We start from the raw sequence: 23,939 nt of genomic DNA on the forward strand, positions 1-23,939 counted from the left end.
TCGCATTTCATCACTCTACGACGGCGCCGCAGCCGGCAATGCCCTGAAGTACCCTGAAGCACGTGCTCGACCCTCGGACGAATATCACACCAAATCGGCCATCTTGTCGGCGCATGCGGGATGGACGAGCGCGACGTATCCAGCGCGCTATCAGCCGGCGACATTGTTCTGTCTTCATAGGCTGAGGTGCTGTCTTCAGCCGCGGACGACGATGCGGACTCAGTTCAGCGAGTCGACGCGTAAGCGTAGAGCGCGCCTGGTCGACGTACCCGTTCCGCCGCAACGCGGCCGCCTGGTAGGCTCAAGTCACGATCGGCGTGACTGGGCCTTCGGGTACGTTGGTGGCGGAGTGCGGAGAGGCGGCCGTATCGTGGTGATCACGGGCTTCCCGACGGATCGATTGTGGCGGCTGGCCGTAGACACGCACGAACGCCCGACGCATCCGCTCTGGGTCGACGAACCCCGTCTCTTCCGCAACGAACTCGACCGGATGCCGACTCTGCTCCATCAGGAGTCGCGCAGCCTCGAGCCTGAGGTTCTCGACCGCCCTGGCGGGAGACTGCCCGGTTTCGGAACGGAAAGCCCGACTGAACTGCCGTGGGCTGAGGTGGGCCGCGTCCGCCAATTCCCCGACTGTGAGCGGCGCCTTCAGATTGCGCCGGGCATAGTCCAGCGCGTTCTGGATGCGGTCGGTCCTAGCGTCCATCTGCAGGAGTTCGGAATGTTGCGACTGGCCGCCGGCACGACGGTGATAGACGACGAGTTTCTGTGCAACGGAGTGTGCGAGGTCGCGGCCGAAATCCTTCTCGACCATGCCTAGCGCCAGGTCGATGCAGGCAGACATGCCTGCGGAAGTCCAGACCGCGCCGTCGATGATGAAGATCCGGTCCTCTTCCATCCTTACCTTCGGATAGCGCTCCTTCAGTTCGCGCGCGGACCCCCAATGCGTGGTCGCGCGCTTGCCATCGAGTAGCCCGGCCTGAGCAAGGATGAAGGCTCCGGTGCAGATCGAGCCGATGCGACGGCAAAGGGGCTGCGCCCGCTGTACGAAATCGACAAGGCCGGGCGATGCGGTGACGCTGGCAGTCCCGCCGCCGATCAGGAGGGTGTCGTAGGTTGGATCGCCGAACGGCAACGTCTCGGTGCGGATTCCTATGGAACTCGACACCATTCCTCCATGCTCCGACAGCAACTCGATCTCGTAGAGCTGCCTTCCAGCGCTGAAGTTTGCGACCTCGAAAACGGTCATCGCCGCGAAATACATGTTCTGGAATTGTGGGATGATGACGAAGCCGATGCGTTGCACTTGACGTCTCCGATGCGGCCTAATTAGTGGGATTAATGACGTTTCGGCTCCTCGCAGGCCGTCTTACTCCGATGCTGTGGCCATCAGCCAAACTTTAGCAGGGGTGAGAGACATGAACTTTACAGTTCACAAGGGTACGGCGCTGATCACTGGCGCCTCGTCCGGGATCGGCGCGACCTACGCGGACCGTCTGGCCCGCCGTGGTTACGATCTGATCCTCGTCGCGCGCAACGATGACCGACTGCGAACGCTGGCGACCGAGATCACCGATGCGACCGGCAGATCGGTCGAGACACTGGCGGCCGACCTGACCGAGGAAGCCGGCCTAGTCCGCGTGGAGCAGGTGCTTCGGAGCGACTCGAGTATCACCCTGCTGCTTAACAATGCCGGCGTCGGCGCGACTGCGCCGCTGCTGCACTCCGACATCGGCAAGATGAACGCGATGATCGCGCTCAACGTCAATGCCCCCATGCGCCTGACCTACGCTACGGCTCCGGGCTTCGCGGCTCGGGGGGCGGGTACGATCATCAACATCTCGTCGATCGCAGCGGTCGCGCCGGAATTGCTCAATGGGGTCTACGGTGGAAGCAAGGCGTTCATGCTGGCGTTCAGCCAGTCCTTGCAGCACGAACTGGCGGACAAGGGGATCCGCGTGCAGGCGGTTCTACCCGGCGCAACTGCCACCGCATTCTGGGATATCGCCGGGACGCCTGTCGACAAGTTGCCCGAGGGCATCGTGATGCCGGTGGAGACGATGGTCGATGCTGCGCTCGCCGCACTCGATCAGGGCGAGATCGTCACCATTCCCTCGCTGCCCGACGTGGCCGACTGGGATGCCTTCGAAGGTGCCCGCCTCGCGCTCGGACCGAACCTTTCACACTCGGCGGCGGCACCGCGATTGGTTGCTTGAGGGGGCGCTGTCCGACGATCCCGTTCAACTCGAAGCCTGCCGGGTTTTGCGCGCTGCGGTTCGAGCACGCGATCCGCGCGATGAGGTAAGGTGGCACCGATATGATCGACAAGCGGCACATCCGGCGGGTCAACGACGTCGACATCAATATCGTCGATGTCGGGGAAGGACGTCCCGCCCTGCTTTTCCTGCATTACTGGGGTGGCTCGGTCCGTAGCTGGCTTCCGGTGATGCGGGTTCTGGCCGACACGAACCGGTGCGTCGGGATCGATTTCCGAGGTTGGGGGCGTTCAGGCAGGGATGTCGAGGACTATGGCCTCGAGACGCTTGCCGAGGACGTGCTTGGCGTGATCGAGGACCTGGCCCTGGATGATTTCACGATCGTTGGCCATTCGATGGGCGGCAAGGTGGCGCAACTGGTTGCCGCGGCGCACCCGAAGGGTCTGCGACGGCTCATCCTGATGGCTCCTGCTCCGCCCTCTCCCATCGTCCTCAGTGCGGAAACTCGCCAGGCGATGGTCGCCTCGTATCAATCGCAAGAGGCCATGCTGGCCGTGATCTCGGCTATCCCGCTGTCCGATCCCGTCCGCGAGCAGATCGTCGAGGACGCGCTGGGCGGCACGGCGGGCGCTGGGCGGCACGGCGGGCGCGAAGCGGGCATGGCCCGAGGTGGGCACGCAGGAGGACATCACGCAGGCAGCGGCCCTGATCGCGGTCCCGGTGCACATCCTCGTCGGAAGCGCGGACGTCGTGGAGACCGAATCCGGTCTCCTCGCGGCGTTCCGTCCTGTGCTGCCGAACACCGGTTTCACCGTGCTTCCAGGTCTGAGCCACATGGCGCCGCTGGAGGCGCCAGCGACGGTTGCCGCCGCAATCCGCGCCGCGCAGGGAAGATAATCCGCGTGGTCATGGGCCGCACACGATCGATGCGTTCCGATGATCCGCCGCGCGACGTGCAGTGACACAATCAAACGGAGAGCTTCATGAGCGATACTGCCAGCCAATACGGCAAAAGCGATGCCGCCCAGTCGGGCACCTTCATCCTAGGCGGGACGAAAGCGGTCCATCGGTTGGGTTTCGGCTCGATGCGGACCGTAGGACCGGGCGTGCTCGGCCCACCCAGGGATCCCGCAGAAGTACAGCGGACGCTTCGGCGGCTGCCGGAGTTGGGCGTCAATTTCGTGGATACGGCGGACTCGTATGGGCCCGAGATCGCCGAACGGCAGATCCGCGAGGCGCTGCATCCTTACCCGGGAATGCTGATCGCGACCAAGGGTGGCTTTCTCAGACCGGGTCCGGATGAGTGGAAGATGCACGGGGACCCGAAATACCTGATCGAGCGGGCTCACCGCAGCCGTGAGATCCTGGACGTCGAGATAATCGATCTTTGGCAGTTGCACCGGATTGATCCGAACGTGCCCGAAGACGAGCAGTTCGGCGCCATCAGGCAGTTGCTCGACGAGGGCGTGATCGCGTTGGCCGGTCTCAGTGAGGTATCGGTCCCACAGATCCAGCGGGCCGCTCAGGTCTTCCCGGTGGCCTCGGTTCAGAACCGCTACAACCTGGTGGATCGGGAGAGCGAGGCCGTGCTGGAGCATTGCGAGGCTCAAGGCATCGCCTTCATCCCGTGGTTTCCGCTGGCAGCCGGACGGCTTCTGCGTCCAGGTTCCGGACTGCAACGGATAGCGGCTGCTCATGGGGCAACGCCTGGGCAGATCGCTCTGGCGTGGTTGCTGCAGCGCAGCCCGGTGATGCTTCCGATCCCTGGCACGTCGCAACGCGGACATCTCGAAGAGAATGTCGCTGCGGCATCGATCCGCCTGTCCCGGCAGGAGTTCGACGAGCTCGATCGCCTGGGGCGGGACGCTGTCTGAGCCAACAGACCAAGCACGAAGCCGATGAGCGCCGAACTGCCCGATTGGGACCGTCGCCAAGGCCTTCGTTCGCGTGCCGGGCCCGCTACGTCCAGCGTGCGGCGCCTGATCGGATCGCGATCTTGCACCACCGGATGGCAGGTTGCCCTCCGACCCCGCGCCAGGGTCGCTACGATCTGCTGGCTCCAGGCCCCTTGCGCTGGGAGACCACTCTTCGGCGTGGTGGACGGCGTCGCGGCATGATTGCCTGAAACCACAGCGACGTCTGGAGCCGGGGCAGATATCGCTCCGGACACCACCTGGAAAAAGTCGGCAACGTGGTATCACCGAAAGGCGTCGATGGTTCGCCGATCCAACTCCTGGCAAGCGCCATTCTACCGCGGTGCGGTCAGGGTTGACCGTTTCTGGGGGGAGCGTGGACGCCGGATCGGCCGACCGCGGGCGGTTCACGTTCGGAAGCCTACGTTCATCGACGTCGCTTCCGAACGGATGCGGGGAGGTTAGAAGGCCGATATGTTTCCAGATACACTCGACTCGCTGACGCCTACCGAGCGCGCGGTCCTTCGAAGCCTTCTGCAGAACCGGGACCAGAAGGCGATCGCACGGGAGATGGGCATCAGTCCCGAGACCGTGAAGACTCACCTCCGAAACGCGCGCGAAAAGACCGGTATACGGACTAGCTTCGGCTTGGCGAAGGCGTTGGCGGGGTATGATCCGCATCCCCCGGCGTGGGGGATACCCCGTCAGGAGGGAGAGGCTGCCGACCCATTCCCCGACATGGATGCGGCATCGAGCCGACCCGAAAGGTTGGATCGGATGGATGATGCGTTCCATGAGGAGCGTGCGGTCTTCGACTTCGGCCGCGCATCGATTCCGCATCCCACTCTTCTGGCGGAGGAGCCGAGGAATCGGCTGACACCGCTGGTGCGGATGCTGATCGTGGCCGGACTTGCAGTCCTGGTCGTTGCGATCATTCTCTTAGCCTTCCCGTTGTCGGAATCGTTCCAACGCTTCGCCGACCTGCTCGACCCGCCGAAACATTGACGGCCCGGGGTTTCGCCTCCGGGCGAGGAGTTGACCGAATGCCAAGAACCCGTCTTGAAGTCGCCCGTGAGGTCTATCAGGTTTTCCGTGATGCCGAGGCTGCGGCGGAACTGAGTGCAGCGGCAATCGCGCGTTGCGCTGCAACGCTGATCGAGGCGCGCGCCAAGGCGCACCTGCCGCCAACCGTCGGTTCGGAGATCTTCGCATTGATGGCGAAATCGTCCGGCAGCGCCTTCGATGCGCGTCACGCCATAGTCTCGGCGCATCCCCTGTTGGACGAACTTGCCGCTGATCTTAGGATTGTCGGTTACGGTGCCGACAAGGAGTCCGTGCCGAACAGCCCTTTCGTCGGGGCACGATCGCCGATGCGGGTTGTCGCCGAGGCGGCGTGATGCAATCTGCGGGGACCGCTTCGAGGGTCCCCGCGTCCGATGTCGATCTACTTCCTACTGTTCTGGTCGTCGCTGCTAGCGGCTTCGCTGGCGGCTTTCCGGTGGGGAGGTCCTCCGGAGAAGGCGGTCGCCTGCATGTACTTGCTGGCGGCCGCAGCCACCCTCGTCGTCGAACCGGCGCTGGGGGTCAGGTACCGGCAGGTGGAGTTGGGGGTCTTCCTGATCGACGCATGTCTCCTTGCCGGGTTGGTGTTCGTCTCCATCCGTGCGGATCGCTGGTGGCCTCTATGCGCGACGGCTCTTCAGATACTGGCGGTACTTTCACACGTCGGGAAGGCCGTGAACCCGGGGCTTTGGCGGTACGGCTACCAGTTGATGGCCGTCTGGACGGCTTGGCCGACAGTCGGCCTGCTGGCGTTCGGCGTGTTGCGAAACCGACGCCGGGAGAGGATGCGTGCCGGCACCTAGCATGGATCATTGGCAAGCACGGTGGCCCGGACGTCCACGGCCGGGCGAGGCATCTGCTGACGGAATTCGGTTCCTTGGGCGCCGTTTTGGCGGCTTCCGCGACGAGATTGTCGCGGGCGGACGGGGGCGTGACCACCGCCTATGCCGAGATCGGCAGATTTAACGCCGCAGCCTCCCACGTCCTGCTGTCTCGCATCATCGATCGACCGGTTCTCGGCTGCTGGCAACAGGTGCACGAATATCTGCGCTTCGCGATGAGCGGCAAGGCGCATGAAACGTTCCGTGTTCTTCACCTCGATGCGCGCAATGCGCTCATGGAGGACGAGCTGGTCAGTGAGGGAAGCGGGACCCGAACGCCTGTTTCCGTGCGTGCCGTTGTCGCCCGGGGAATCGAGATGGGATCGGCATCGTTGATCCTGGCGCACAACCACCCGAGTGGCGATCCCGCACCGAGCGCGTCGGACGTGGACCTGACAAACCGCATCGTGAAGGCCGCGCGGGCACTGGAGATCGACGTCATCGATCACCTCATCGTCGGTAGCGATCGTGTATTCAGTTTCCGTCTCGCAGGGCTACTGACGTGACCGCAATCTCGGCAAGTCAGCGCAAGCGACAGGTCGCGCCCCCTTCGCCGGCGGTGGATCAGATGACCGGCACAACGGACAAGCCGGCAGAGATTCTTGCGGGCGTCGCGTCAAATGAGGGCACGGACGCCGTGTTCGCCGCGGTGGCTCATCGCCTCTACGAGGAGCGGCGCAGGCGGGACCGGGTCATGGCGGATCATGGTTCCTTGTTCGGCGAACCCAGTTGGGACATTCTTCTCGATCTTTTCATATCCCTCGGCGCCAGTAGACAGGTCAGCGTGAGCAGCGCCTGCCTTGCCGCCAGGGTGGCCCAGTCGACGGCATTGAGATATGTCGGGGAACTCGAGTTGGCCGGCCTGGTGTTCAGAAGTCCCGACCCGCATGACGGGCGGCGCAGTCATATCGCGCTCACCGGTATCGGTCTGACGAGGATGCGGGACTACCTCGCAGGGGTTGGATAGGTCCGCGGATCTTGCCGGGTTCCCTCGCGCACGATGTCGTCGCGGTTCGGGTCCTGAACGAACATGTCGCGTTTTTCCGTAACGTGCTGGCAACTCTCGCGTACTACGAGTTCTGCGATGAATCTTCTGACCTCGTTCCCCACCACCAATCACAGCGATGCCGACTGGAACTCCGTCGCGACTGCCGTGAACGCTTGGCGAGGGCGGCTCCTGCATGACTTTGCGCAGGCGGAGGAGGCTGTGAGTGAGACGTTGCTTTCTCTTGCGCAAGATCCGCGGCGCGGTGGTGACGTCAACCTCCGGCATCTCGTCGGGCAGCGATTCCAGGATCTTCAGGATGTCCTCGGAACCGGCGGTCCCTTTGCCAAGGAGGGCGCGGCGGCCGGTGACGCGCTCACGACTTTTCGTGGCTACGAGAAGGTCAGGACGGTCCTTTGCCACGGCTCGGGGCGCATTTCCCTCGATCGGCGAGGACGGTGGGTCCTCTTGATGCGCATCCTGACTTTCCGCGGTCGACAGGCGGAACGAACCACTCACGCGTTTGAACAGGAGACTGCGGAAACTCTCGGACGCGAAATCGCTCAATCCTCAAGGCGACTTTGCGCGGTGCTCGGCCAAGTGGTCGGTGCGGTGGGATCGTGACTTCGTGGGCGTTCGTGTCATCGAGCCTCGTCGATACCTTGCGGGAGTGGAGGAGCGAGCGTGCCAAAACCGGCGGGCCAGTCCTGTTCGGTGAAAAGCCACAAGCATTCGGGACGTCCGGGAACGCGTTTTCCAGCGGAATCCAACCAGCTACCTCTTGTGAAGGCGAGGCATCTGGTGTCGGTTGCCGCCGTGTTCAGTAAGTCCGGTCAGGATCGTGCCGCGGTGAATGTGCCATGACGGGTTGGCGAGAATTGGCGGTCGAACGAACGACGTCGGCTCTTTCCTCCGCAAGGACCATCGCCGATCGTCTGGCGCTTATCAGGTCACTGGCGTGGTTTCAGGGGGGGCGTGCCGATATCGCGCGTACAGGCATCCGGCTTGACCGCGCTGAGGTCGAGGGCCTGTTCCGGTTCGGCCTTCAGGCGCCCGGGGAGGAGGGTCCGGTACGTCTGCTGCCAGACGGACGGTATCCATGGCTTCCGGATATCCATGTCGAGGCCGCGGACAGGCGTGGTTGGTCCGAGGCCGGCGGCGATGGGGTGCTTTTCCGGCTGACTGGGAGGACGACATACCGAAGCGCATCCCAGAAGGCGGCTGTCCGCGGACTTATGACGCAACCGCCCGGTTCGGGCTTGATGGTCAGCATGCCGACGGGGGCCGGCAAGAGCCTGTTGTTCCAACTCGCCGCCCTTCATGGTCGGCGCCATCGGCCCGGTGCGTGCGTGATCGTGATCACGCCGACCATAGCACTTGCGCTCGATCATGAGCGCACGCTCGCGACGATGTCGGGGCTCGAAGGCAGTAGGGCGCTCACAGGCGATCTCACTCCCGATGCAGCAGGTCAGGTGATCGCCGGCTTTCGTCGAGGTGAAGTTCCCATCCTGCTCATCAGCCCCGAGAAGGCGCTTCAGGAGGCGATCATCCCCAGCCTGATCGAGGCAGCAGCCGACGAGACTTCGTTCGCGGGTTTGGACGCGCGTCTTACGCACGTCTTCGTCGACGAGGCACACATAGTGGAGAGTTGGGGGCGGAGCTTCCGGCCCGATTTCCAGAGACTTCCAGCTCTGCTTGCACGCCTGCGGCAGGCGAACCCGGAAGTCCGGCTCGTCCTTCTTTCGGCGACGCTTACGCCTGCGGCCAAGGAGGTTCTGCGAAGGGGATGGCAGTTCGATGGCGACTGGCTGGAGATCGACGCCCGCGTTCCCCGTCTCGAACACGATGTCGTCGTCGCGAGCTTCGATTACGAGGCCGAGCGTCTGGAGGCCTTGGACTGGACCCTTGATCGGGCGCCCCGACCGGCGATCGTGTACACCACCGAGGTCGCAGCAGCGGAGCAACTCTTCGCCCATCTGTCAGACGAGCGCGGATACGGTCGGATCGCCTTGTTTACCGGGGCGACCGGCGCGACGGCCCGTCGAGACGTGGTTGACCGCTGGGCACGGGAGGAACTGGACATCGTGGTCGCCACCTCGGCATTCGGGATGGGTGTCGACAAGAGCAATGTACGGACCGTGATCCACGCATGCCTGCCAGAGAGCCCTTCGCGCTGGTACCAGGAGATCGGGCGCGCAGCACGCGACGGAGGCCAGGCGCTGTCCGCGACGCTCTTCACCGAGATGGCCGGGCGGGACGACAAGGACCGCGCACTGGATATCGCGACGTCGGGGTGGCTCAGCATCGATCTCGGAAAGCCGCGGTGGGAAGCACTGTTGCAATCCGCGTCGGACAAACGGTGGCTAGGAGGTGCGTTCAGGATGAGCGTCGATCTCGACGCCCTGCGCGAAGGCCTGGGTCCGGCGTCGAGTGACTATAATCGTGGTTGGAACATGGCTCTGCTCACGTTGATGCAGAGATCCGGATCGATCAGGATCGTGTCCGTTCGATCTGATGGCGATCAGGCGACCGGCACATGGGATGTCGAGGTCGTCGAGCCATCCCTGTTGGAGGGGAGCGACGGGGCGGCATGGACCTCCATATTCGCGGTCCGGGAAAGTGAGAGACGCGACGCCCTGGCAGAAGTGGTCCCGTTCATCGACCTCATGCGCAACCCACGGCGGTCGTGCGTCACGCGGACGGTTTTCGAGATGATCGAACCTGGCAGTTACGCCCCTCCGTGCGGACGTTGTCCTGCATGCAGATCGGACGGGGTGGCACCGCCTACCGGGCTCCGTAGCGAGGGCATGGAGAAGGTCTGGAGTGTCTCGGAGGGTTATTCGGGACCGCTGCCTGCCGGGGTCATGCTCGTCGAACCGGCTGACCCCACCTTCTCCGTCCGCTTTCCCGAGTTGCTGCAACGCCTCGTGGATGTGGGTGTTCAGCAGTTCGTCGTCGGCGCTGATCAGGCGGCGGAGACTGTGGCGATCCTCGCGGAGGTTGATCTCGGACCGGGATTGGTCATCGCCCATGAGGATTGGACGGGCGGGGTACAACTGGCCTCGGTCGCGACGGCGATGTTGCTTCCCGCGTCGCCACGTCTGGCGGAGACGATGTCATCACGCTTCTTGGCCTGGAGCGGACAGCGGGGGGGTATCCCTGCGGTAATGGTGGGTCGGCGCGACCGCTCGCTAGGCGGGCGTCGCCTCGACCAGTTCGCATCCCCTCACGCTCCGATCCTGGAGTCTCGCCTGGACGCGTGGTCCTTTTCCCCGATGAACCTGGAGTCGTCGCAATGAGCGTTCTGTCACGCCCGCAGGGCACTCCCGAGAGGGTCTGGTCTCTCATCTCCGGTCTGACCGCGCTCGGAGGGGAACTTGACCGCGACGTGTACGACCGCCTTCTCAATCCCGGTTTCCAGAGGGACGGACTGTTGGTGAAGGCAAGCCCCCTGCTGGCGGCGGACGGACCTGGCGCTGCGAGCGCGTTGGGACTGGTCGAAAGCGACCGTCGTACGGTTAGAAGTGTCGACGGATCGGCGGTCGGCGGCTTCGCGGACTTTGCGGATTTGGTTCACGACCGCCTGTGCGCCGTCCAGCCCGGCGACGTGAACGCCGTTGTTCTAGACGCATATGCTTGGGTGGCGGCCGAGAGCGACCGATCGGGGGGGCTCGGCTGGATATACGAGGCGGGTCGTGACGAGTTCGCTGATCGGGCCAACGCGGCGTTGGTTGGCGAGGACGACGATGGTCGCCTCATGAACACGACGAAGGTTCCGGCATGGCGACGTTGGCTGCGGTTCATGGGCCTGGGACAGGCGATGCCGGACATGCTCGACTATCCGTCTCCCGCGTCCCGGTTGGCGATCGAGTTGCGACGAAGCGGATCCGGCGGGTCGACGATGGACTCGAACTCGTTCCTGCAGGTCGTCGCAACGCGGTGTCCATATCTCGACCGCGGTCGCCTCTTCAACCAAGCCTGCCGTCGGATTGGACACACGCCGTCGACCGGTAGGCTTTCGCCGCTGTTGAGCGGAGCGCTGAGGGACCTGCATGACGAGGGTGCGCTCACGCTGCAGTTGGCCGGCGACTCCGCCGGCGCCGTCCTTCTCTCAGCCGAACCAACCCATTCGATGGGGTCGTTCACGTCGGTCATGATACCATCGGAGATCGTCTCGTGATCGACGGCCCACTCTACCGGATCTGCTGGACGGCGCAGCATGCGCGTTCGATCTTCGTGACTGAAGCGCTTGAGGGCGACGATGCGGTGTTTCTCGCCACCCACTCACCGATCAATGGCTTCGATCTCGCCGGTCGGGACGCGGCCGAATTCGCCTCTCCCGACGAACGCTCTGTTCTGGATACCCTTTCCGACCCGGAGCGGCGGCATGCGTTCTGCGTCGTCCAAGGGGAACCTGGCTCCGGGAAGTCCCATCTCATCAGATGGCTGTCGGTGAACTGGTCCCGCCCGTCGGACGTGAAACTTCTTCTGCGCCGCGCCGATGGCAGTCTCGAAGGCGCGCTGCGGCAGTTGCGCAACAGGCTTCCCGAAGAGTTCCACGAACTGTTCGAAGGGCTGGGGCAGCGGCAGAAGGCGTCACCGCAGGGACGCGCCAACATATTCCTGGCGACACTGGCCGCCACGCTGGAACCGGCACACTTCGACGATCGTGTCGGCGACGAGGAGTGGTGCGAGACCTTCGCACCTGCCGACGTCCTGAACCATGCCACCGTGCGGGCCAAATGGACGGGGCCAGGCAGGATCCTCGACCTTCTCGAGGGCGCAGGCGGCGGACGGAACTCGGCGACCGCTTCGTTCGACATATTCGACGTCCAGGAATTGGCGGAGATCGCGGGCCGCGCCAGTCCGGTGATCGGCGGCGCTGCGCGGGAACTGGTTCGACGCCTGCAGATCGAGGCGATCACGATCCGCCGCCATCGCGAGAACGATTGGCTCGCGGGCGAGTTGGCCGTCGAGGCTGCCTCAGAGTTGCAGACGACGATCGCGATGGTCGATGCACTCAACCGTCGGCGCAACGACGCCATCCAGAACGTGCTGGGCGTGTCGGCGCAGGGTCTGAAGACCCTCTTCAGAAAGGTGCGACAGGCACTCCAGTCGCGCGGGCAGCGCCTGATCCTCCTTCTCGAGGACATCACGAGCTGGGAGGGGCTCGACGACAGCTTGATCGACGTACTCGTCTTCAACGCGGACGTGCGCGGCGACGAGGCTGAAGCGGACGTCTGCCCGCTCATATCGGTCGTCGGCGTCACGCCGGCCTACTACGAGAAGCTCGCCGGCAACTACCGCCAGCGGATCACGCACGAACTCGTACTGGGACGATCGTCGGGCTCCCTTCAGGACGTGGCGAGCCTTAGGGAGACCGAGGACCGGCGGGCCTTCGCTGCACGATATCTGGCGGCGGTCCGCGCGGGCGTGCCGGCGCTCAACGCCTGGCTCGTCGGCCTGTCCGACGACCCCGACGCTCCGCCGCCCAACGTCTGCGATTCCTGCTTCGCCCGTCCGGGCTGCTTCAAGACCTTCGGCCACGTCGATGCTGTCGGTCTTTTCCCGTTCAACGCAGGCGCACTCGAACGCTTCTTCCTCGCCCTGAAGGAAAACGACGATGGGCAGACCTGGAGGACGCCGCGCGGCATTCTCCAGGCCGTGCTCAACCCGAATCTCGCGCAACCGGAGTTGATCGAGCAGGGTTCCTTTCCGAGCCCTATCGTCGAGACCTCTGCCCTGTCTCGCGATCGACGTTCCGAGATCGCAGTCTCTAACCGGTTGGGACAGATCATCGCGGTGCAGGTGGACGGCCTCCAGGAGCAGAGCCGCCTTCGCCGTGCGATCACCTACTGGGGGGAACCGGAGCGCTCGGAGACGTGGACCGTCGAGGGCGACGTGGTCTTCGCCGGCCTCTCAAAATCGATCTCGTCGGTTTTCAGGCTCCCGTGGCTAGGGGACGCGGTGGAGCGAACGGATGCTGCGAATGAGAGCTCGAAGACGGAGCGACCCGTCACGCCGGAGGGCGTAGACGGCGCGGAGGCGGACGGGACTGAGAAGGACCGGTCGGCGCAGGGGGACGGAAAGGTCGTCGATCCTGGCGGTTCGAAGAGCCAGTCGACGCCGACGAAGCCCCGGCCCGTTACCCCGCCCCGCCTGCGCCGGACCCGCACGCAGATCGAGCGGATGCGCGAGGAACTCCTGATATGGACCGCGGGCGGCAACCTCGAGAACGCGTCCGACTGGAACGCCATGCTCCACGAGTTCGTCGCGGGGTTCGACTTCCGTCACATTGGCATCCCGAAGCCCCTCTTCACCCGGGTGGTGACGTCCGAGATGGTCAAGCTGCAAGGCAGCACGTCGGGGGGACGGGATTATCTGACCATCCCTCCCGACGCCTGGGTGAGGAACGGCCTGGAGGCCCATCTCGACCTCAAGCTGAATGCGAAGATCACGGCCGGGGACGCAGCCTACGACAGGCGGAACATCGCACTCATGATGCGTCGGCTTCACGCGATGACGGAAGCCTACGTTCGCCGAAGGGTTCCGGCCGTCGAGGACGGAACCCGTTGGTCGCCGGCGTCGACCGCGGTCCAGGTGCTTCTTGCCCGGGCGTGGTTGCGCGGTTCCACGTCGGCGGACGCCCCCGTGATCGATCAGATCCAGGTTGTGCTGAGCGACGAGACGGAAGTCACCACGGACCCGGCTGCCCGCTGCACCCCTTGGCAGGAATGGCTGAACGCTACCGCAAAATGGCAGGACAAGCTGCGGGTGGACCTTCGTTCGATGGTCTCGCTGACGCTAAACGACGGCGCCGGCGGCGCCGGGCTGACCGACTCGAGCGAGTTGGCCGGCGCGGTCGAGAGGATGAGGGTAACCGGTCGAATGGACCCCGTCCCCGTCGCCGACGGCGGACTGCCTGAGAACTACCGCAAGCTCCGCGAGTTCGCCGAGCTATGGTCCAGTCGTCGTTTGGTCATCGAACGGACCGAGTTCGCGCAGGTCCGGAACCGCGCGATTGCGTTGGCGGCGCTTCTCCGAGGCCGTTCCATCGAGGCCCATCTCCAACGCCTGGACACTGCGATATCCCGCACGTCGACCCTTCTGACCAAAGAGGCGGTTGATCTCGTGTCCGCCTGGAATCAGTCCAGCGCCCGCATCGGGCCGAGACTGGAGGCGAAGACGGACGCTGTTGAGGACCTGATGTCCGCGTTCAAGGACCAGGACGAGATACCTGCGCGGTTCCCCGAACGGATGGCCTGGCTTGCGGACGCGCCGGTGCGGGAACTCGAGGATGCGCTCAATCTCGCCCAGCAAGGCGAGAAGCTCGTCACGGTGCTGCTTGACCACGCGGCGGATTGCGTCCGCGAGGCCCGGGGCATCGGTTCGCTTTCGGCGCTTAAGCAGATTGGGCAGACCCTGAAGAACGTCTCCGAGATCTCGGAAGTGGAGGCACCCGTTGAGTGATGCGCTGATCGAACTGGAGACGCTGCTCCAGGATCTGCCCGATGCTGTGGATAGGCGTCGCCTCGGCGAGGCGCTGAACAAGTCGCTGCAGGCGCTGCAGGGCGCCCCGCGCATGGCTGAACGCATCGGATCGCTTCTCGAGCTGTGCAGTACGCTCGGGTTTGAGTCCGATCCGCTGCAGCGGGAACTCGCCGTCGCCGTTCGTGAGGAATCCTGGGAGGTTGGCGAGGCGATAGCGGAGTCCGAGACCGAGGACAGTCTGCGGACGGCGGTGTGGAACTACGAGAAGAGCCTTGCGAACACCGTCGCAGCACTTGATCGTGCTCTGCGGCAGCACTGGCGGACGGTGGTTTCCGAACGCTTCCTGCCTCTAGTCGGACTGGGCGACCTCCTCGCGCGCATCGGCGCCTCGCCGGACTTCGGCCGACGGCTGGCTGCCTGCGGCCGGTCTGCCCAGTCCGTCGGAGACGGTGTCCCGAGCGTCGAACTGCTGGCGCGGGCGCGGTCCCTGTTGGCGGAACTCGCGAGCCTCCATCGCGAGCGCGGGGAGTCCATTGGGGAGGGGGCGGTTGGAATGTTCTTGAACGCCTTGGCGGAGGGTACGGCGACCCTTGCCATGATCGACGACGAGGTGCGCGAATGGCTGACGAGCAATCATGCGCTGGGTCGAATTCGCGTTTCACCAGCGTGATCGAGGAACCGCTCCAGTAGTCGCCGACTAACCGTCGACTGCATGAGCGAGTCCCCCATCATGTCGCTCGACTGGTGAACGCAGGCGCGGCATCCGTCCTGGCAGAGGGGAGTGCCCAGACGGTAGGCCTGATCCGCAAGTCGGGTATCCGGACTGAAGGCCTCCTCGGACGTGCCGTCCAGCCCCGAATACGCCTGATGCATCCTGGCGAGATGGGATGCCTGTCCTGACAGTGCGTCGGACACCGCGACGGTCGCGATCTCCCAGTCGGCGGCCGAGCGTCCGAAGCGAGCCTCCGCGCGGATTCGCACCGCCTCCAGGTCCGACGCGATGTCGTACAGCGCGAAGCTCTCGGTCTCGATCTCCTCGACACCGAAGAGGATCCGGTTGATCGCCGATGACAACGGCGCATCGGTATGCTGCGGGCTGACGTGACGCGCGATCTCGGTGAGTACCCGTGGGTCCCGGGGGTTCCTCGTCCGCCACGCCGCATGTTCTGCGCGTAGTTCCCAGAACCGCCGCAGGGCCGCGTCCTCGGCGGCGTTGGGACAATCGCGAAGGAAGCCTTCGCGCCACATGGTCGACAGGTCGGGCCATCTGTCGATCACGGCCCGGATCGTGCCGTCACCGCCGGCACCGGTCTCCGCCACCGTGATGACGTGATCGATTTCGCCGCCGAATTGTATCGGCAGCTTGGCGTGGGCGAAGAGTCGGTTCTCGTCGCCGGATCCCACGAAGGCGGTGAGGACCTTCATCCGCAACGCCAGGCCGTGCACGATCGTGCTCGCCAGGTACCGCCTCATCGCGGCCTCATCGCGAACTTCCGCGATCGCGGCTTTCATGAGATCCCGGAACTCCTCGCTTGCAAGAGCGTCCGCGGTTCGGGACACCCGCCGGAACGTCATGAGCGGATGCTGCCCGAGCAACTGGGCGCGGGTATCTTCGAAAAGCTGACCGAGTTTCGCCGGGTCCCAGTACTCGAGAAGACGCACGAGGCGTTTCCGTAGATCGGGATCTCCCGCGGCGGCGACGATTATGTCCGCTCCGCGCTTGGCTTCGTAGGCGTTGACTCCAAGTGCACGCGCCTGGCTCTCCACGAGATAGCGGGTGTACTGCGCGGACCGCCAGCGCCGTTCCCTTTCGTCGGACGACATCTCCGCCATGCAGGCGGAGACGACCTGATCGAGCGCCTCGGCGTCGATCTCCAACTGCAAGCCTTCGGTCGAGACCTGGTACCCGTGAAGCAGGGGCAACCCGTCCTCGGGATCCGCGAAGATCTGAGCGAACGCCTCCGGGTCCCTCTTGCGATCATCGTAGACCACCTCGGAATCCGCGCCCCAATAGACCCGCGCCACGTCCAGTCCTGATCCTTCGCGGTTTCCGCGCGCGATGAACGCCCTCGCCGATGACAGCGATCCGCCGATGCCGTCGACCGGAAGCGGCGCGGATCCTGCGGGATCCGTTGAGACGAGCAGGAACCCGTTCAGCGTGCCGCGACTGTCATGGCGGATCGTGGGGTCCCCGTCTTGTGCAGGACGTACCGGTGGCGAACGGTCGGTGGAGAAGCTCAGGTCGGGAAACCATGTGGCTCCCGCCATCCTGCCGAGCGGTTCGACGGTCACGGACACAGGCCTGCAGAGGTCGGTGTGGAGGCCGGACAGCATCTTTCTCACGTCCTGCGGGAGTTCGGCGAGCATCTGTTGGCTCGTTTCCCGCAGCGTGTACCGTTCGGCGGTCGCATAGTCCTCGGGCGCGAACCACGGCACGAGGCCGGGTTCCGGAGCTACCCAGTGCACGACCTGTGGGTTGTAGCGCCGCGTGGCGTTGCCGGGAGCAAGGGATGCGAACGCCAAGCTGACGTCCTCCTTCACGCCACCGAACACGTTGTGACCCTGGACGGTCAGCGACGGTAGATTGATCGTCTGGAAGAGCAGGTCGGGTGCCCAAGGCAACAGCCGGCGGAGTTCGCTCAGGTACCGGCGGCCGGACAGGTCGACACTGCCACGCGCAGCCCCCCAGAACGCAACCACGTCGTCCGTTCCGAACTCGGACCAGATGTTCGAGCCGAAGACGAACTCGACGAAACTTCCGGCGGCCAGCAGCGCATGAATCCTGATGTCGCCTCGCGGAAGCGCAGTTCCCGTTTCTCGCTCGTATCGTGCGAGTCCGTCGAGGACCGCCGACAGGACCTGGCCACGCCGGACGAACACGTTGTCCGGGTTCAACGGGGTTTCGAACCCGACGGGAGAGACCATCTCGTGAGGCCGTCTGAACCACCAACTGTCGCGAGGCGAGTAGATCGAGAGGGTGATCGCAGTGGTGGGGCGGTCGTCGGAGCCGCGGCCGCCCCGACCCTTACGCTGGACGAAACTCGCCAGGTTCTGCGGAGCATAGTGCTGGTAGACGAGCGTGATGTCCGGATCGTCGTAGCCGACTTCAAGCGAGGATGTCGCGAACACGACGTCTGCGGCCTTCACCGCGGCTTCGGCATCGCTGCCACTCCCCGAGTAGATCGGCGAGGGCGCGACCGCCATCGACTGCCCGAGTCTCAGAGGGCCGCGCGCGCCGCGCTGCCGGTCGTCCGTCGCCGCGAAGAACCAGCATTCGCCGTCTGCGAAGTGGCCGCAACCGACGGGTTCGCCGCAGCATTGGTTCTGCGGCATGCCGGTGGCGTCGTCCCCGTAGGTGACGGTGCGCAGTTGCGCGAGTTTCAGTTCCTGCTCGGCGTCCATGAAGGCGCCGTGCAGCCTTCGCATCTTGTCTATCGAATCGAAGAACACGAGGCTCCTGAAGCCGCCCTCGTCGCCGGTCCGTCGACGCATTCCGTGACCCAGGCACATTAGGGCCTGGATCGTCGTTGACGCTCCCGCGATGTCCGCACCTCTCGACTCGACCTCCGGCTGGATGAAGTAGAAGTACTCCCGACCTCGCGGACTCTTCCGGGCGTCCTCCGGTGCAGGCGCCACGACCGCGACGTCGTCACGTCCGATCAGGCGTCGCCAGGCCTTCGCCGGGTCGCCTATGGTCGCGCTCATCCCAATCGCGATCATGGGCCAACGCTTGGGATCGTTGACCTGCGACCGCGCTGCGAGACGCTGGAACGTGAGGCCGACCTGGGCCCCATGGACGTGCGTGTACAGATGGATCTCGTCGGCGACGAGCGCACGAGGAGGGGCGTAGCCCTCGTCGTCCCCGAATATCCGACCAGCCCTATGGTCGTGCATCCATTGATGGAGACTGTCAGTCGTAGGCAGGAAGAAAGTGGGCGGCTGCTCGCGGAGCTTCTCCTTCGAGCCGATCCAGCCGTCGTACTGCCATCCACAGCCCCGGCAATCGAGCCGATCAGCGCCGTCCTCCCCCTCGTCCGCCCGCAGGATCAGGTCCGCAGAACAGGCGGGACATGCGAAGAACGGAAAGACGAAGGCGTTCGGTCCCGCGGTTGGCCAACCCTCCTGATAGCCATGGCTCATGCCGGCGAAACGGTCGGGGACGTCGGCGACCTGCAGTCCCAAGGTGAGTGTCGGCATGGCCGGATCCCGCGAGCACGCGGCCAGGTAGTGAGCGAGCCGCTGTGCCTGGTTCGTTGCGAGGCGTACGCGCGGATAGGCGAAGATCGCGCGCGTGCCCGATATGCCGTCGATCCGATCGGCCATAGCGCACGCGATGATCGGCAGGGCGACCGCTTCGGTCTTGCCGGAACCGGTATCCGCCGAGATCGCGAACGTGGTGTCCCCTTCTCCGCGCCATGCAGCAGACAGCTTCGCAAAGCCCTCAGCCTGGAAACCGGCGATGCCGGGTTCGTCTCCCCAGAGGCGTTGCAGTGCGCCTTCGAGGCAGTCCAGCGCCCGAATCTGCGACTTCGAAGCGCCGGCAGCAGCCGCTGCGAACACACCGCGCAAGGGCACGCCGCGGTTAGGCTTCGCACGGTCGCGCAGTTCGACCTTTATGCTACGCACGAGGTACGGCCGTTGATGTGCGTCCTCGCTCCGGAAGCGTTGCTTCAGGTGCTTCAGTTCGCGGGCGACCTCGGCCATCCGCGATCGCACACGTCCGTCGTCGGCCAGCATCAGGTGACCGTGGGCCTGGACCCTGGCAAGACCGAGTGCGACTTCATCGGCTGGCTGGGCCGTCTTCGCTGTCAGTTCCGCGGCCGACGTCCATGCGTCGAAGATCCCGAAGTTTATTCGCGATGCTTCGATGTCCTCCAGTTTGTTCAGAAGAGCGAAGTCGGAGTCTTGTAGTACTGGAAGTGGTGGAAGTGCCACGTCCTCGGTGTAGTCGGGTTCGTCCTGAACCATCGTGACGGCGAACCCGTTTTTGACGGGGACGAAGGTCACCATGCCCTCCTGCTCGAGCGTGCGCAGGACATCCAGCAGTACGTCGCGTTCGTCTTCGCCCATCCAGGCAAAGCGTTCTCGAACGCGATCGTAGAACGCGTGCTTTCCGCTCTTGGCCTCCCTGACGACGAGGCCGATCCGCATGCGAACCGTGTCGATGTCGGCCTCGTATACGCGACGGCGCTCGTCGTACGGTCGTGCGACCCAGAAGGGACCGTTCTTCGAAGGCTTGTGCTGGAGTGCGATCCACCCGAAACCGTGCAGCAGGCGTGCCTCCGGGAACGGTTCGACCGAACGCGCCATAGCCGATTTGACCTTGGAAAGCGCGGCGTTGCCCCATTGGCTCTGGTTCGCGACCGACCGGATGGCGTCGAGGACGCCCTGGGCGGCGGGCGTCATGACCAGCGCGGAAGGCAGCAGGGCTGGATCCGGCGTGACGTCGACATCCACGTCTGCGTCGAAACCGCGGACGCGCAACTCGAACGGCACGCTGCGGCCCTGGGTGTCGTGGACCGTTCCTGACGTGAGGCTTGCGCAGGAGAACACGAACTCCCTGAGGAGCTCAGCCTTGTCCATCAATTCCTGATCGGCGGGCACGGTGTCGAGCAGCCGCCTGTTCACGAGCACGACGAGCTTGGTGCGCGCCCGGGTCGTAGCGACGTTAAGCCGTTCTGGTGAGAAGATGAACTCGCCCTCGGTGAGGGCGAACTCGGCATCCGCAACGCAGTACGAGAGGATGACCGCCTCGCGCTCCTTGCCTTGTATCCGGTCGACGGTCTCGACGAAGGCGCCGCTCCTGATCTCGTTCGGCAATGCTGCCCGGATGGCCGCGTTCTGAGCCCTGTGAGGGCTGACGATTGCCAGCCGCTCTGACCAGAAGTCGCTTGGCGGGCCTCCCGGCACGGTCTCTCCGGCGAGCCTCTCGGCGAGTTGTCCGGCGATCCGGGTGGCGATCTGCACCTCGAACGGGTTCACGGTTGCGGCAGTCGGCCCGTCGTGGAGTATCACCACCAGTGGTATCTCGGGATCGAGTGCCACCCTCGAGATCAGATCGAGCCCGGTGCGCCAGTCGTCCTTGAGTTGCAGGCGGTCCTCTATGGACTGCGACACGTATCGCCCCGTGTAAAAGGTCTTTTCCGGAAAGACGGTCAGGGGCCCGTTCAGACGGAAGGTCTCCTCCAACCTGAATTCCGGAGCGCCGACCGACTTCATGAACGCGTAGAGCGATCCTCCGAGTTCACGCCCTTCCAGTTTTATCGGTTTTCCGGCCCGGATCGGCGGCAACTGCTTGTCGTCTCCGGCGACGACGATGCGGCCGTCCGGGGCCAGGCCTGCAAGCGCCATCAGGCCTTGGCCAAGGACCAGCTGCGATGCCTCGTCGATGCAGACCAGGTCGAAGAGGGGCGCGGTCGGTCCGTCCGTACCGGCGACCGCGTTCTTCGTGAGAAGCCGGTAGAGCGACCAGACCGTCATGCCGATGACGCGCTCACCTTCGGCGAGCGCGTCCATCACGTCACGGCCGTCGTCTCGGCCGACCACGTCGATCCCCGCTGCCAGTCCGGTCGCCGGCGGCGGTCCGAAGTAGATTGGGCGTGGAGCAAGAGGATCGTGGAGCGCCTGACGGGCGGCCACCGCGTCCAGGACGTTGCCGACCGCGTTCCTCGTGAATGCGGCGACCAGCGTTCGCGCCTGAAGTTGGGTCGGTCGTCTGGCGGCGCCGAAACCGGCTATGATCCACGAAAGGAGGTGCGTCTTGCCAGTACCCGGCGGACCGAGGATGAGCCCGGCCCGCTTGTCCGCGAGGCCTCGCCACGCGTCCTCCTGAGCCGGACGCAGCGAACGGTCGCCGGTCGCCTCGATCGACGGCCGTGCGAAGTCGTCGAGGCCCCTTAGCCAGAGATCGGGATCCGTCGCCGATGAGATGAAGAGTTCCGGCGTACGCAGGAACATTATGACTTCGTCGCGCACGCTCATGCGGCATCTCCCGCTGCGAGGAAGCTGAGATAGGCGTCGGCCTTTGCGGAATTGAAGTCGACGAACGTCTGGTCGAGCCACCATCCGGTCTGCTCCGCGCTCCGCCGGGCGTCCTGGAACGTCCTTCCGTTGAACACGCCGTTCCGCATCCCCAATCTGATGACGTTCGGTTGGTCGAAGGCGCGCGGTTCCAACAGGTCGCATGAGAGGCCCGACCAGAGGCCCGGCTCGAGTAGAAGGTCGGGACTGCCGTCGCTTACGACCATGCCCATGCCGCTCGATCGAATTTCGACGTCCTTCGCCTCGGCCGATACGAGGAACTTCAGGAAGGTGTAGCGGCCTTTCGTGGAGACCTCGTCCAGCCTCATCGGTCCAATGGCGTATCCGCCATCGCGACGCGTTCGCCCTGGTTGGGCGAGCCTGATCAGCGTTTGCAGCATCCCAGAGCGGTTCTCGAGCAGTTCGAGCGCCTTCAACACGTCGAGATCACCAGCATCGATCGGATCGAACGTGGCTTGGAAGCGGAACGGGCGTTTGTTCAGGCGAAGCATGGGCTTGCCGCCGGACGCAAGCCGGGTCGCATGTTCGGCGCGCAGCCATTCCGCGATCGCCTTCGTGGCTTGCAGTCGCGCGAGAACGTCCGAGCGCACCTGTTCGGCATCCACATGCCCGGGGCGGCCTTCCCGCAGGTTGCGACTGATCTCCAGGGACAGCAGGGCCGAGAAGGGTCGGCTGAACTCCTCCGATGGTTCGTACGCCGTGGCGATCCTTCCAGCAGTGCGTAGGACCTGGGTCACTTGGCGTAGGTCGTGTGAGACGGTCACCGGAAGGGCGTGGAGTTGCTCGACGACGTTGCGGATCGCGGTGGCGGGCAGATGGTGCATACCCTTGAACTCCGGTTCCGGCACGAGGTCGTCCGGCGGGAAGAGGCGGACCATGTTGAGTAGCCCGCCTCTGATCCGAGGATCGTCCAAGTGTCGGCTTATCGCGTTCTGCAGCGCATTGGCCTCCGTCGATTCGTAGATGAAGATGTGGGAATGGATCGCCGCCGCGTCGCCCGCGTCGAGGCCCTCGTTCCGATCGTGAACTGCCTGCAGGTCCGTCAGCAGGGCCGTGAAGACCCTGACCATCGCATCGGCCTCTGCGGTTCTGCTGGGAGATGCCAGCACCTCGACGAGGTGATGTTCGGTACCGCCCTCGTTGTACAGGTAGCCGATGGTCGCCAACCCGTCGTCTACCGGGTCGTAGTCCGCCACGATGTAGATCGACGCGTCGGTGCGCGCCGGCATCAGGAATGTCTGACTTTCTGTCCCGGGGCCCGGTTCGCCGGTGGCCAAGGCCTTGGCCCGCGCGATGAGTTGATCTGCGCGACGTGACAGCGCCCAGCCGGCGCCATCCGCCTTACGAAGACCTTCCCCCTGCGTGGCGAGGTCCGCAACTGTGAATATGTTGTGGCGGTTCAGCGTCCGCTTGCTCTCATGGGAAAGTCCGGCGACCGCCGAGACGTCGCGCCGATCCGGTCCGCGCTCCGCGTCCACGTCACGCATGCAGTGGGTAAGGTACGAGCATTGCTCGCATTTGAAGTAGACGTGGAAGAAGGTCTGGTCCCGTTGCGCCGAGACCTCCTTTGCCGCGATCTGCGGAAGGATGTTCCGAGCGAATTCGTCCACGACGCGCTCATATGGTTTCAGGGAGAACGCCTCGTCTTCGTACTCTTCGCCCTCGGCGTCTCCGTCATCGGGTATGCGCCATATCTCGCCGTTGCGGGCCACGCGTCCGGGCACCTTCAATTCCTTCAGCACCGCGTCGAGAAGCAACGCGTAGAAGGCGACCTGGGTCTTGTGGAAGGCCCGCGCCACCCTCGTTGCCTTGATGTCGATCACGGTGAAGACGGGGATACCGTCGACGTAGTCCCGTCGGATGAGATCGGCGAACGTCCGTCGGAGCGAAATGTCGGGCTGCCCGATCAGGAAGTCGGGCCGCTGCGTCGGACGCAGGTTGACCTGCGCGGCGTATTGAGCCGAGCCACGGCCCTCGAAGAAGGCAGCGGCCATGTGCTCGGAGAGCGCCTCCTCGTGCGGAGCCTTTAGAAGGACGCCATGCGAACGCGCGAGGTTTGCGACGACGCGGTTCTCGTACTGGACGCCCAGTACCGCCCAGCGTTTTTCTCGATGATCGTTGCTGACGGGTATTGCGGCGAGCTCGGCCGGGTTCATCATCTCGTACCGCGTCTTGCGTTCGCACCTGTACTGAAACCACGATTTTATGGTCGAGCCGCTGAGCCCCATCGACATTCAACATACTCCAGAGCGTTACAGGCGGCACAGATGATGACCCCGGACGCGTAATCACGCGGTTCCGGTCCAACGCCAACAGTAGACTGCAATTTCACCGCGATATCGCACGGATT

The 23,939-nt window shown here is 64.6% G+C and carries 16 protein-coding genes and 1 pseudogene; 14 read left to right on the top strand and 3 right to left on the bottom strand.

Annotated features, from left to right (window positions below; translation table 11 throughout):
• Nucleotides 1–301: 301 nt before the first annotated feature.
• A complete protein-coding gene (locus tag O6W96_RS13435) occupies nt 302–1,306 on the bottom strand; it encodes a GlxA family transcriptional regulator (protein ID WP_353470037.1) in 1,005 nt (334 codons plus the stop codon).
• 112 nt (nt 1,307–1,418) lie between these two features.
• Between O6W96_RS13435 and O6W96_RS13440 the strand changes: the two genes are divergently transcribed.
• The 14 genes and pseudogenes from O6W96_RS13440 (at nt 1,419) to O6W96_RS13505 (ending at nt 15,218) form a co-directional block, all read left to right on the top strand.
• Nucleotides 1,419–2,216 (top strand): SDR family NAD(P)-dependent oxidoreductase, encoded by a 798-nt coding sequence (locus O6W96_RS13440; RefSeq protein ID WP_353470038.1) that lies wholly within the window; start codon nt 1,419–1,421, stop codon nt 2,214–2,216.
• Between the two features lie 101 nt (nt 2,217–2,317).
• Nucleotides 2,318–3,178: an alpha/beta fold hydrolase gene (locus tag O6W96_RS13445; protein WP_353470039.1), complete on the top strand. Its 861-nt coding sequence runs from the start codon at nt 2,318–2,320 to the stop codon at nt 3,176–3,178.
• Nucleotides 3,179–3,199: 21 nt separating this feature from the next.
• Complete coding sequence (locus O6W96_RS13450) at nt 3,200–4,090, top strand: aldo/keto reductase (RefSeq protein WP_353470040.1); 891 nt, start codon at nt 3,200–3,202, stop codon at nt 4,088–4,090.
• Nucleotides 4,091–4,603: 513 nt separating this feature from the next.
• Nucleotides 4,604–4,753, top strand: a pseudogene (locus O6W96_RS13455) (helix-turn-helix domain-containing protein); the annotation flags it as partial.
• A gap of 153 nt (nt 4,754–4,906) precedes the next feature.
• Nucleotides 4,907–5,134 carry a hypothetical protein gene (locus tag O6W96_RS13460; protein WP_353470307.1) on the top strand — a complete coding sequence of 76 codons (228 nt, stop codon included), beginning with the start codon at nt 4,907–4,909 and terminating at the stop codon, nt 5,132–5,134.
• 38 nt (nt 5,135–5,172) lie between these two features.
• Nucleotides 5,173–5,526, top strand: a complete 354-nt coding sequence (locus tag O6W96_RS13465) for a hypothetical protein (RefSeq protein WP_353470041.1) — start codon at nt 5,173–5,175, stop codon at nt 5,524–5,526.
• A 39-nt stretch (nt 5,527–5,565) separates the two neighbouring features.
• The gene (locus tag O6W96_RS13470) at nt 5,566–5,994 is read left to right on the top strand and encodes a hypothetical protein (RefSeq protein ID WP_353470042.1); all 429 of its coding nucleotides are present in this window, start codon (nt 5,566–5,568) and stop codon (nt 5,992–5,994) included.
• Entirely contained in the window at nt 5,919–6,578 is a 660-nt protein-coding gene (locus O6W96_RS13475) for a JAB domain-containing protein (RefSeq protein WP_353470043.1), read from the top strand. The genes O6W96_RS13470 and O6W96_RS13475 overlap by 76 nt, the downstream gene beginning before the upstream one ends.
• Complete coding sequence (locus tag O6W96_RS13480) at nt 6,575–7,039, top strand: MarR family winged helix-turn-helix transcriptional regulator (protein ID WP_353470044.1); 465 nt, start codon at nt 6,575–6,577, stop codon at nt 7,037–7,039. Before O6W96_RS13475 ends, O6W96_RS13480 begins: the two co-directional genes overlap by 4 nt.
• A gap of 117 nt (nt 7,040–7,156) precedes the next feature.
• On the top strand, nt 7,157–7,681 hold the full coding sequence (locus O6W96_RS13485; RefSeq protein WP_353470045.1) for a hypothetical protein: 525 nt from the start codon (nt 7,157–7,159) through the stop codon (nt 7,679–7,681).
• 236 nt (nt 7,682–7,917) lie between these two features.
• A complete protein-coding gene (locus O6W96_RS13490) occupies nt 7,918–10,356 on the top strand; it encodes a DEAD/DEAH box helicase (protein WP_353470046.1) in 2,439 nt (812 codons plus the stop codon).
• A 137-nt stretch (nt 10,357–10,493) separates the two neighbouring features.
• On the top strand, nt 10,494–11,237 hold the full coding sequence (locus O6W96_RS13495) for a hypothetical protein (RefSeq protein WP_353470047.1): 744 nt from the start codon (nt 10,494–10,496) through the stop codon (nt 11,235–11,237).
• Nucleotides 11,234–14,527, top strand: coding sequence for a hypothetical protein (locus O6W96_RS13500; RefSeq protein WP_353470048.1), 3,294 nt, complete (start codon nt 11,234–11,236; stop codon nt 14,525–14,527). The genes O6W96_RS13495 and O6W96_RS13500 overlap by 4 nt, the downstream gene beginning before the upstream one ends.
• Nucleotides 14,520–15,218: a hypothetical protein gene (locus O6W96_RS13505; protein ID WP_353470049.1), complete on the top strand. Its 699-nt coding sequence runs from the start codon at nt 14,520–14,522 to the stop codon at nt 15,216–15,218. The genes O6W96_RS13500 and O6W96_RS13505 overlap by 8 nt, the downstream gene beginning before the upstream one ends.
• Here O6W96_RS13505 and O6W96_RS13510 read toward each other — a convergent pair.
• Together O6W96_RS13510 and O6W96_RS13515 are read right to left on the bottom strand one after the other, a co-directional pair.
• Nucleotides 15,182–21,529 (bottom strand): AAA domain-containing protein, encoded by a 6,348-nt coding sequence (locus tag O6W96_RS13510; RefSeq protein WP_353470050.1) that lies wholly within the window; start codon nt 21,527–21,529, stop codon nt 15,182–15,184. The two genes, O6W96_RS13505 and O6W96_RS13510, sit on opposite strands and share 37 nt — an antisense overlap.
• The gene (locus O6W96_RS13515) at nt 21,526–23,823 is read right to left on the bottom strand and encodes a PD-(D/E)XK nuclease family protein (RefSeq protein ID WP_353470051.1); all 2,298 of its coding nucleotides are present in this window, start codon (nt 23,821–23,823) and stop codon (nt 21,526–21,528) included. The genes O6W96_RS13510 and O6W96_RS13515 overlap by 4 nt, the downstream gene beginning before the upstream one ends.
• Between the last annotated feature and the right edge of the window lie 116 nt (nt 23,824–23,939).

Source organism: Sphingomonas faeni, assembly GCF_040407495.1.
Lineage (GTDB): Bacteria > Pseudomonadota > Alphaproteobacteria > Sphingomonadales > Sphingomonadaceae > Sphingomonas > Sphingomonas faeni_D.

Excerpts from the sequence above, each read along its gene's own strand:
- O6W96_RS13440 (WP_353470038.1), top strand. The coding sequence starts at position 1,419 with ATGAACTTTACAGTTCACAAGGGTACGGCGCTGATCACTGGCGCCTCG.
- O6W96_RS13445 (WP_353470039.1), top strand. The coding sequence starts at position 2,318 with ATGATCGACAAGCGGCACATCCGGCGGGTCAACGACGTCGACATCAAT.
- O6W96_RS13450 (WP_353470040.1), top strand. The coding sequence starts at position 3,200 with ATGAGCGATACTGCCAGCCAATACGGCAAAAGCGATGCCGCCCAGTCG.
- O6W96_RS13460 (WP_353470307.1), top strand. The coding sequence starts at position 4,907 with ATGGATGATGCGTTCCATGAGGAGCGTGCGGTCTTCGACTTCGGCCGC.
- O6W96_RS13465 (WP_353470041.1), top strand. The coding sequence starts at position 5,173 with ATGCCAAGAACCCGTCTTGAAGTCGCCCGTGAGGTCTATCAGGTTTTC.
- O6W96_RS13470 (WP_353470042.1), top strand. The coding sequence starts at position 5,566 with ATGTCGATCTACTTCCTACTGTTCTGGTCGTCGCTGCTAGCGGCTTCG.
- O6W96_RS13485 (WP_353470045.1), top strand. The coding sequence starts at position 7,157 with ATGAATCTTCTGACCTCGTTCCCCACCACCAATCACAGCGATGCCGAC.
- O6W96_RS13490 (WP_353470046.1), top strand. The coding sequence starts at position 7,918 with ATGACGGGTTGGCGAGAATTGGCGGTCGAACGAACGACGTCGGCTCTT.
- O6W96_RS13510 (WP_353470050.1), bottom strand. The coding sequence starts at position 21,529 with ATGAGCGTGCGCGACGAAGTCATAATGTTCCTGCGTACGCCGGAACTC.
- O6W96_RS13515 (WP_353470051.1), bottom strand. The coding sequence starts at position 23,823 with ATGTCGATGGGGCTCAGCGGCTCGACCATAAAATCGTGGTTTCAGTAC.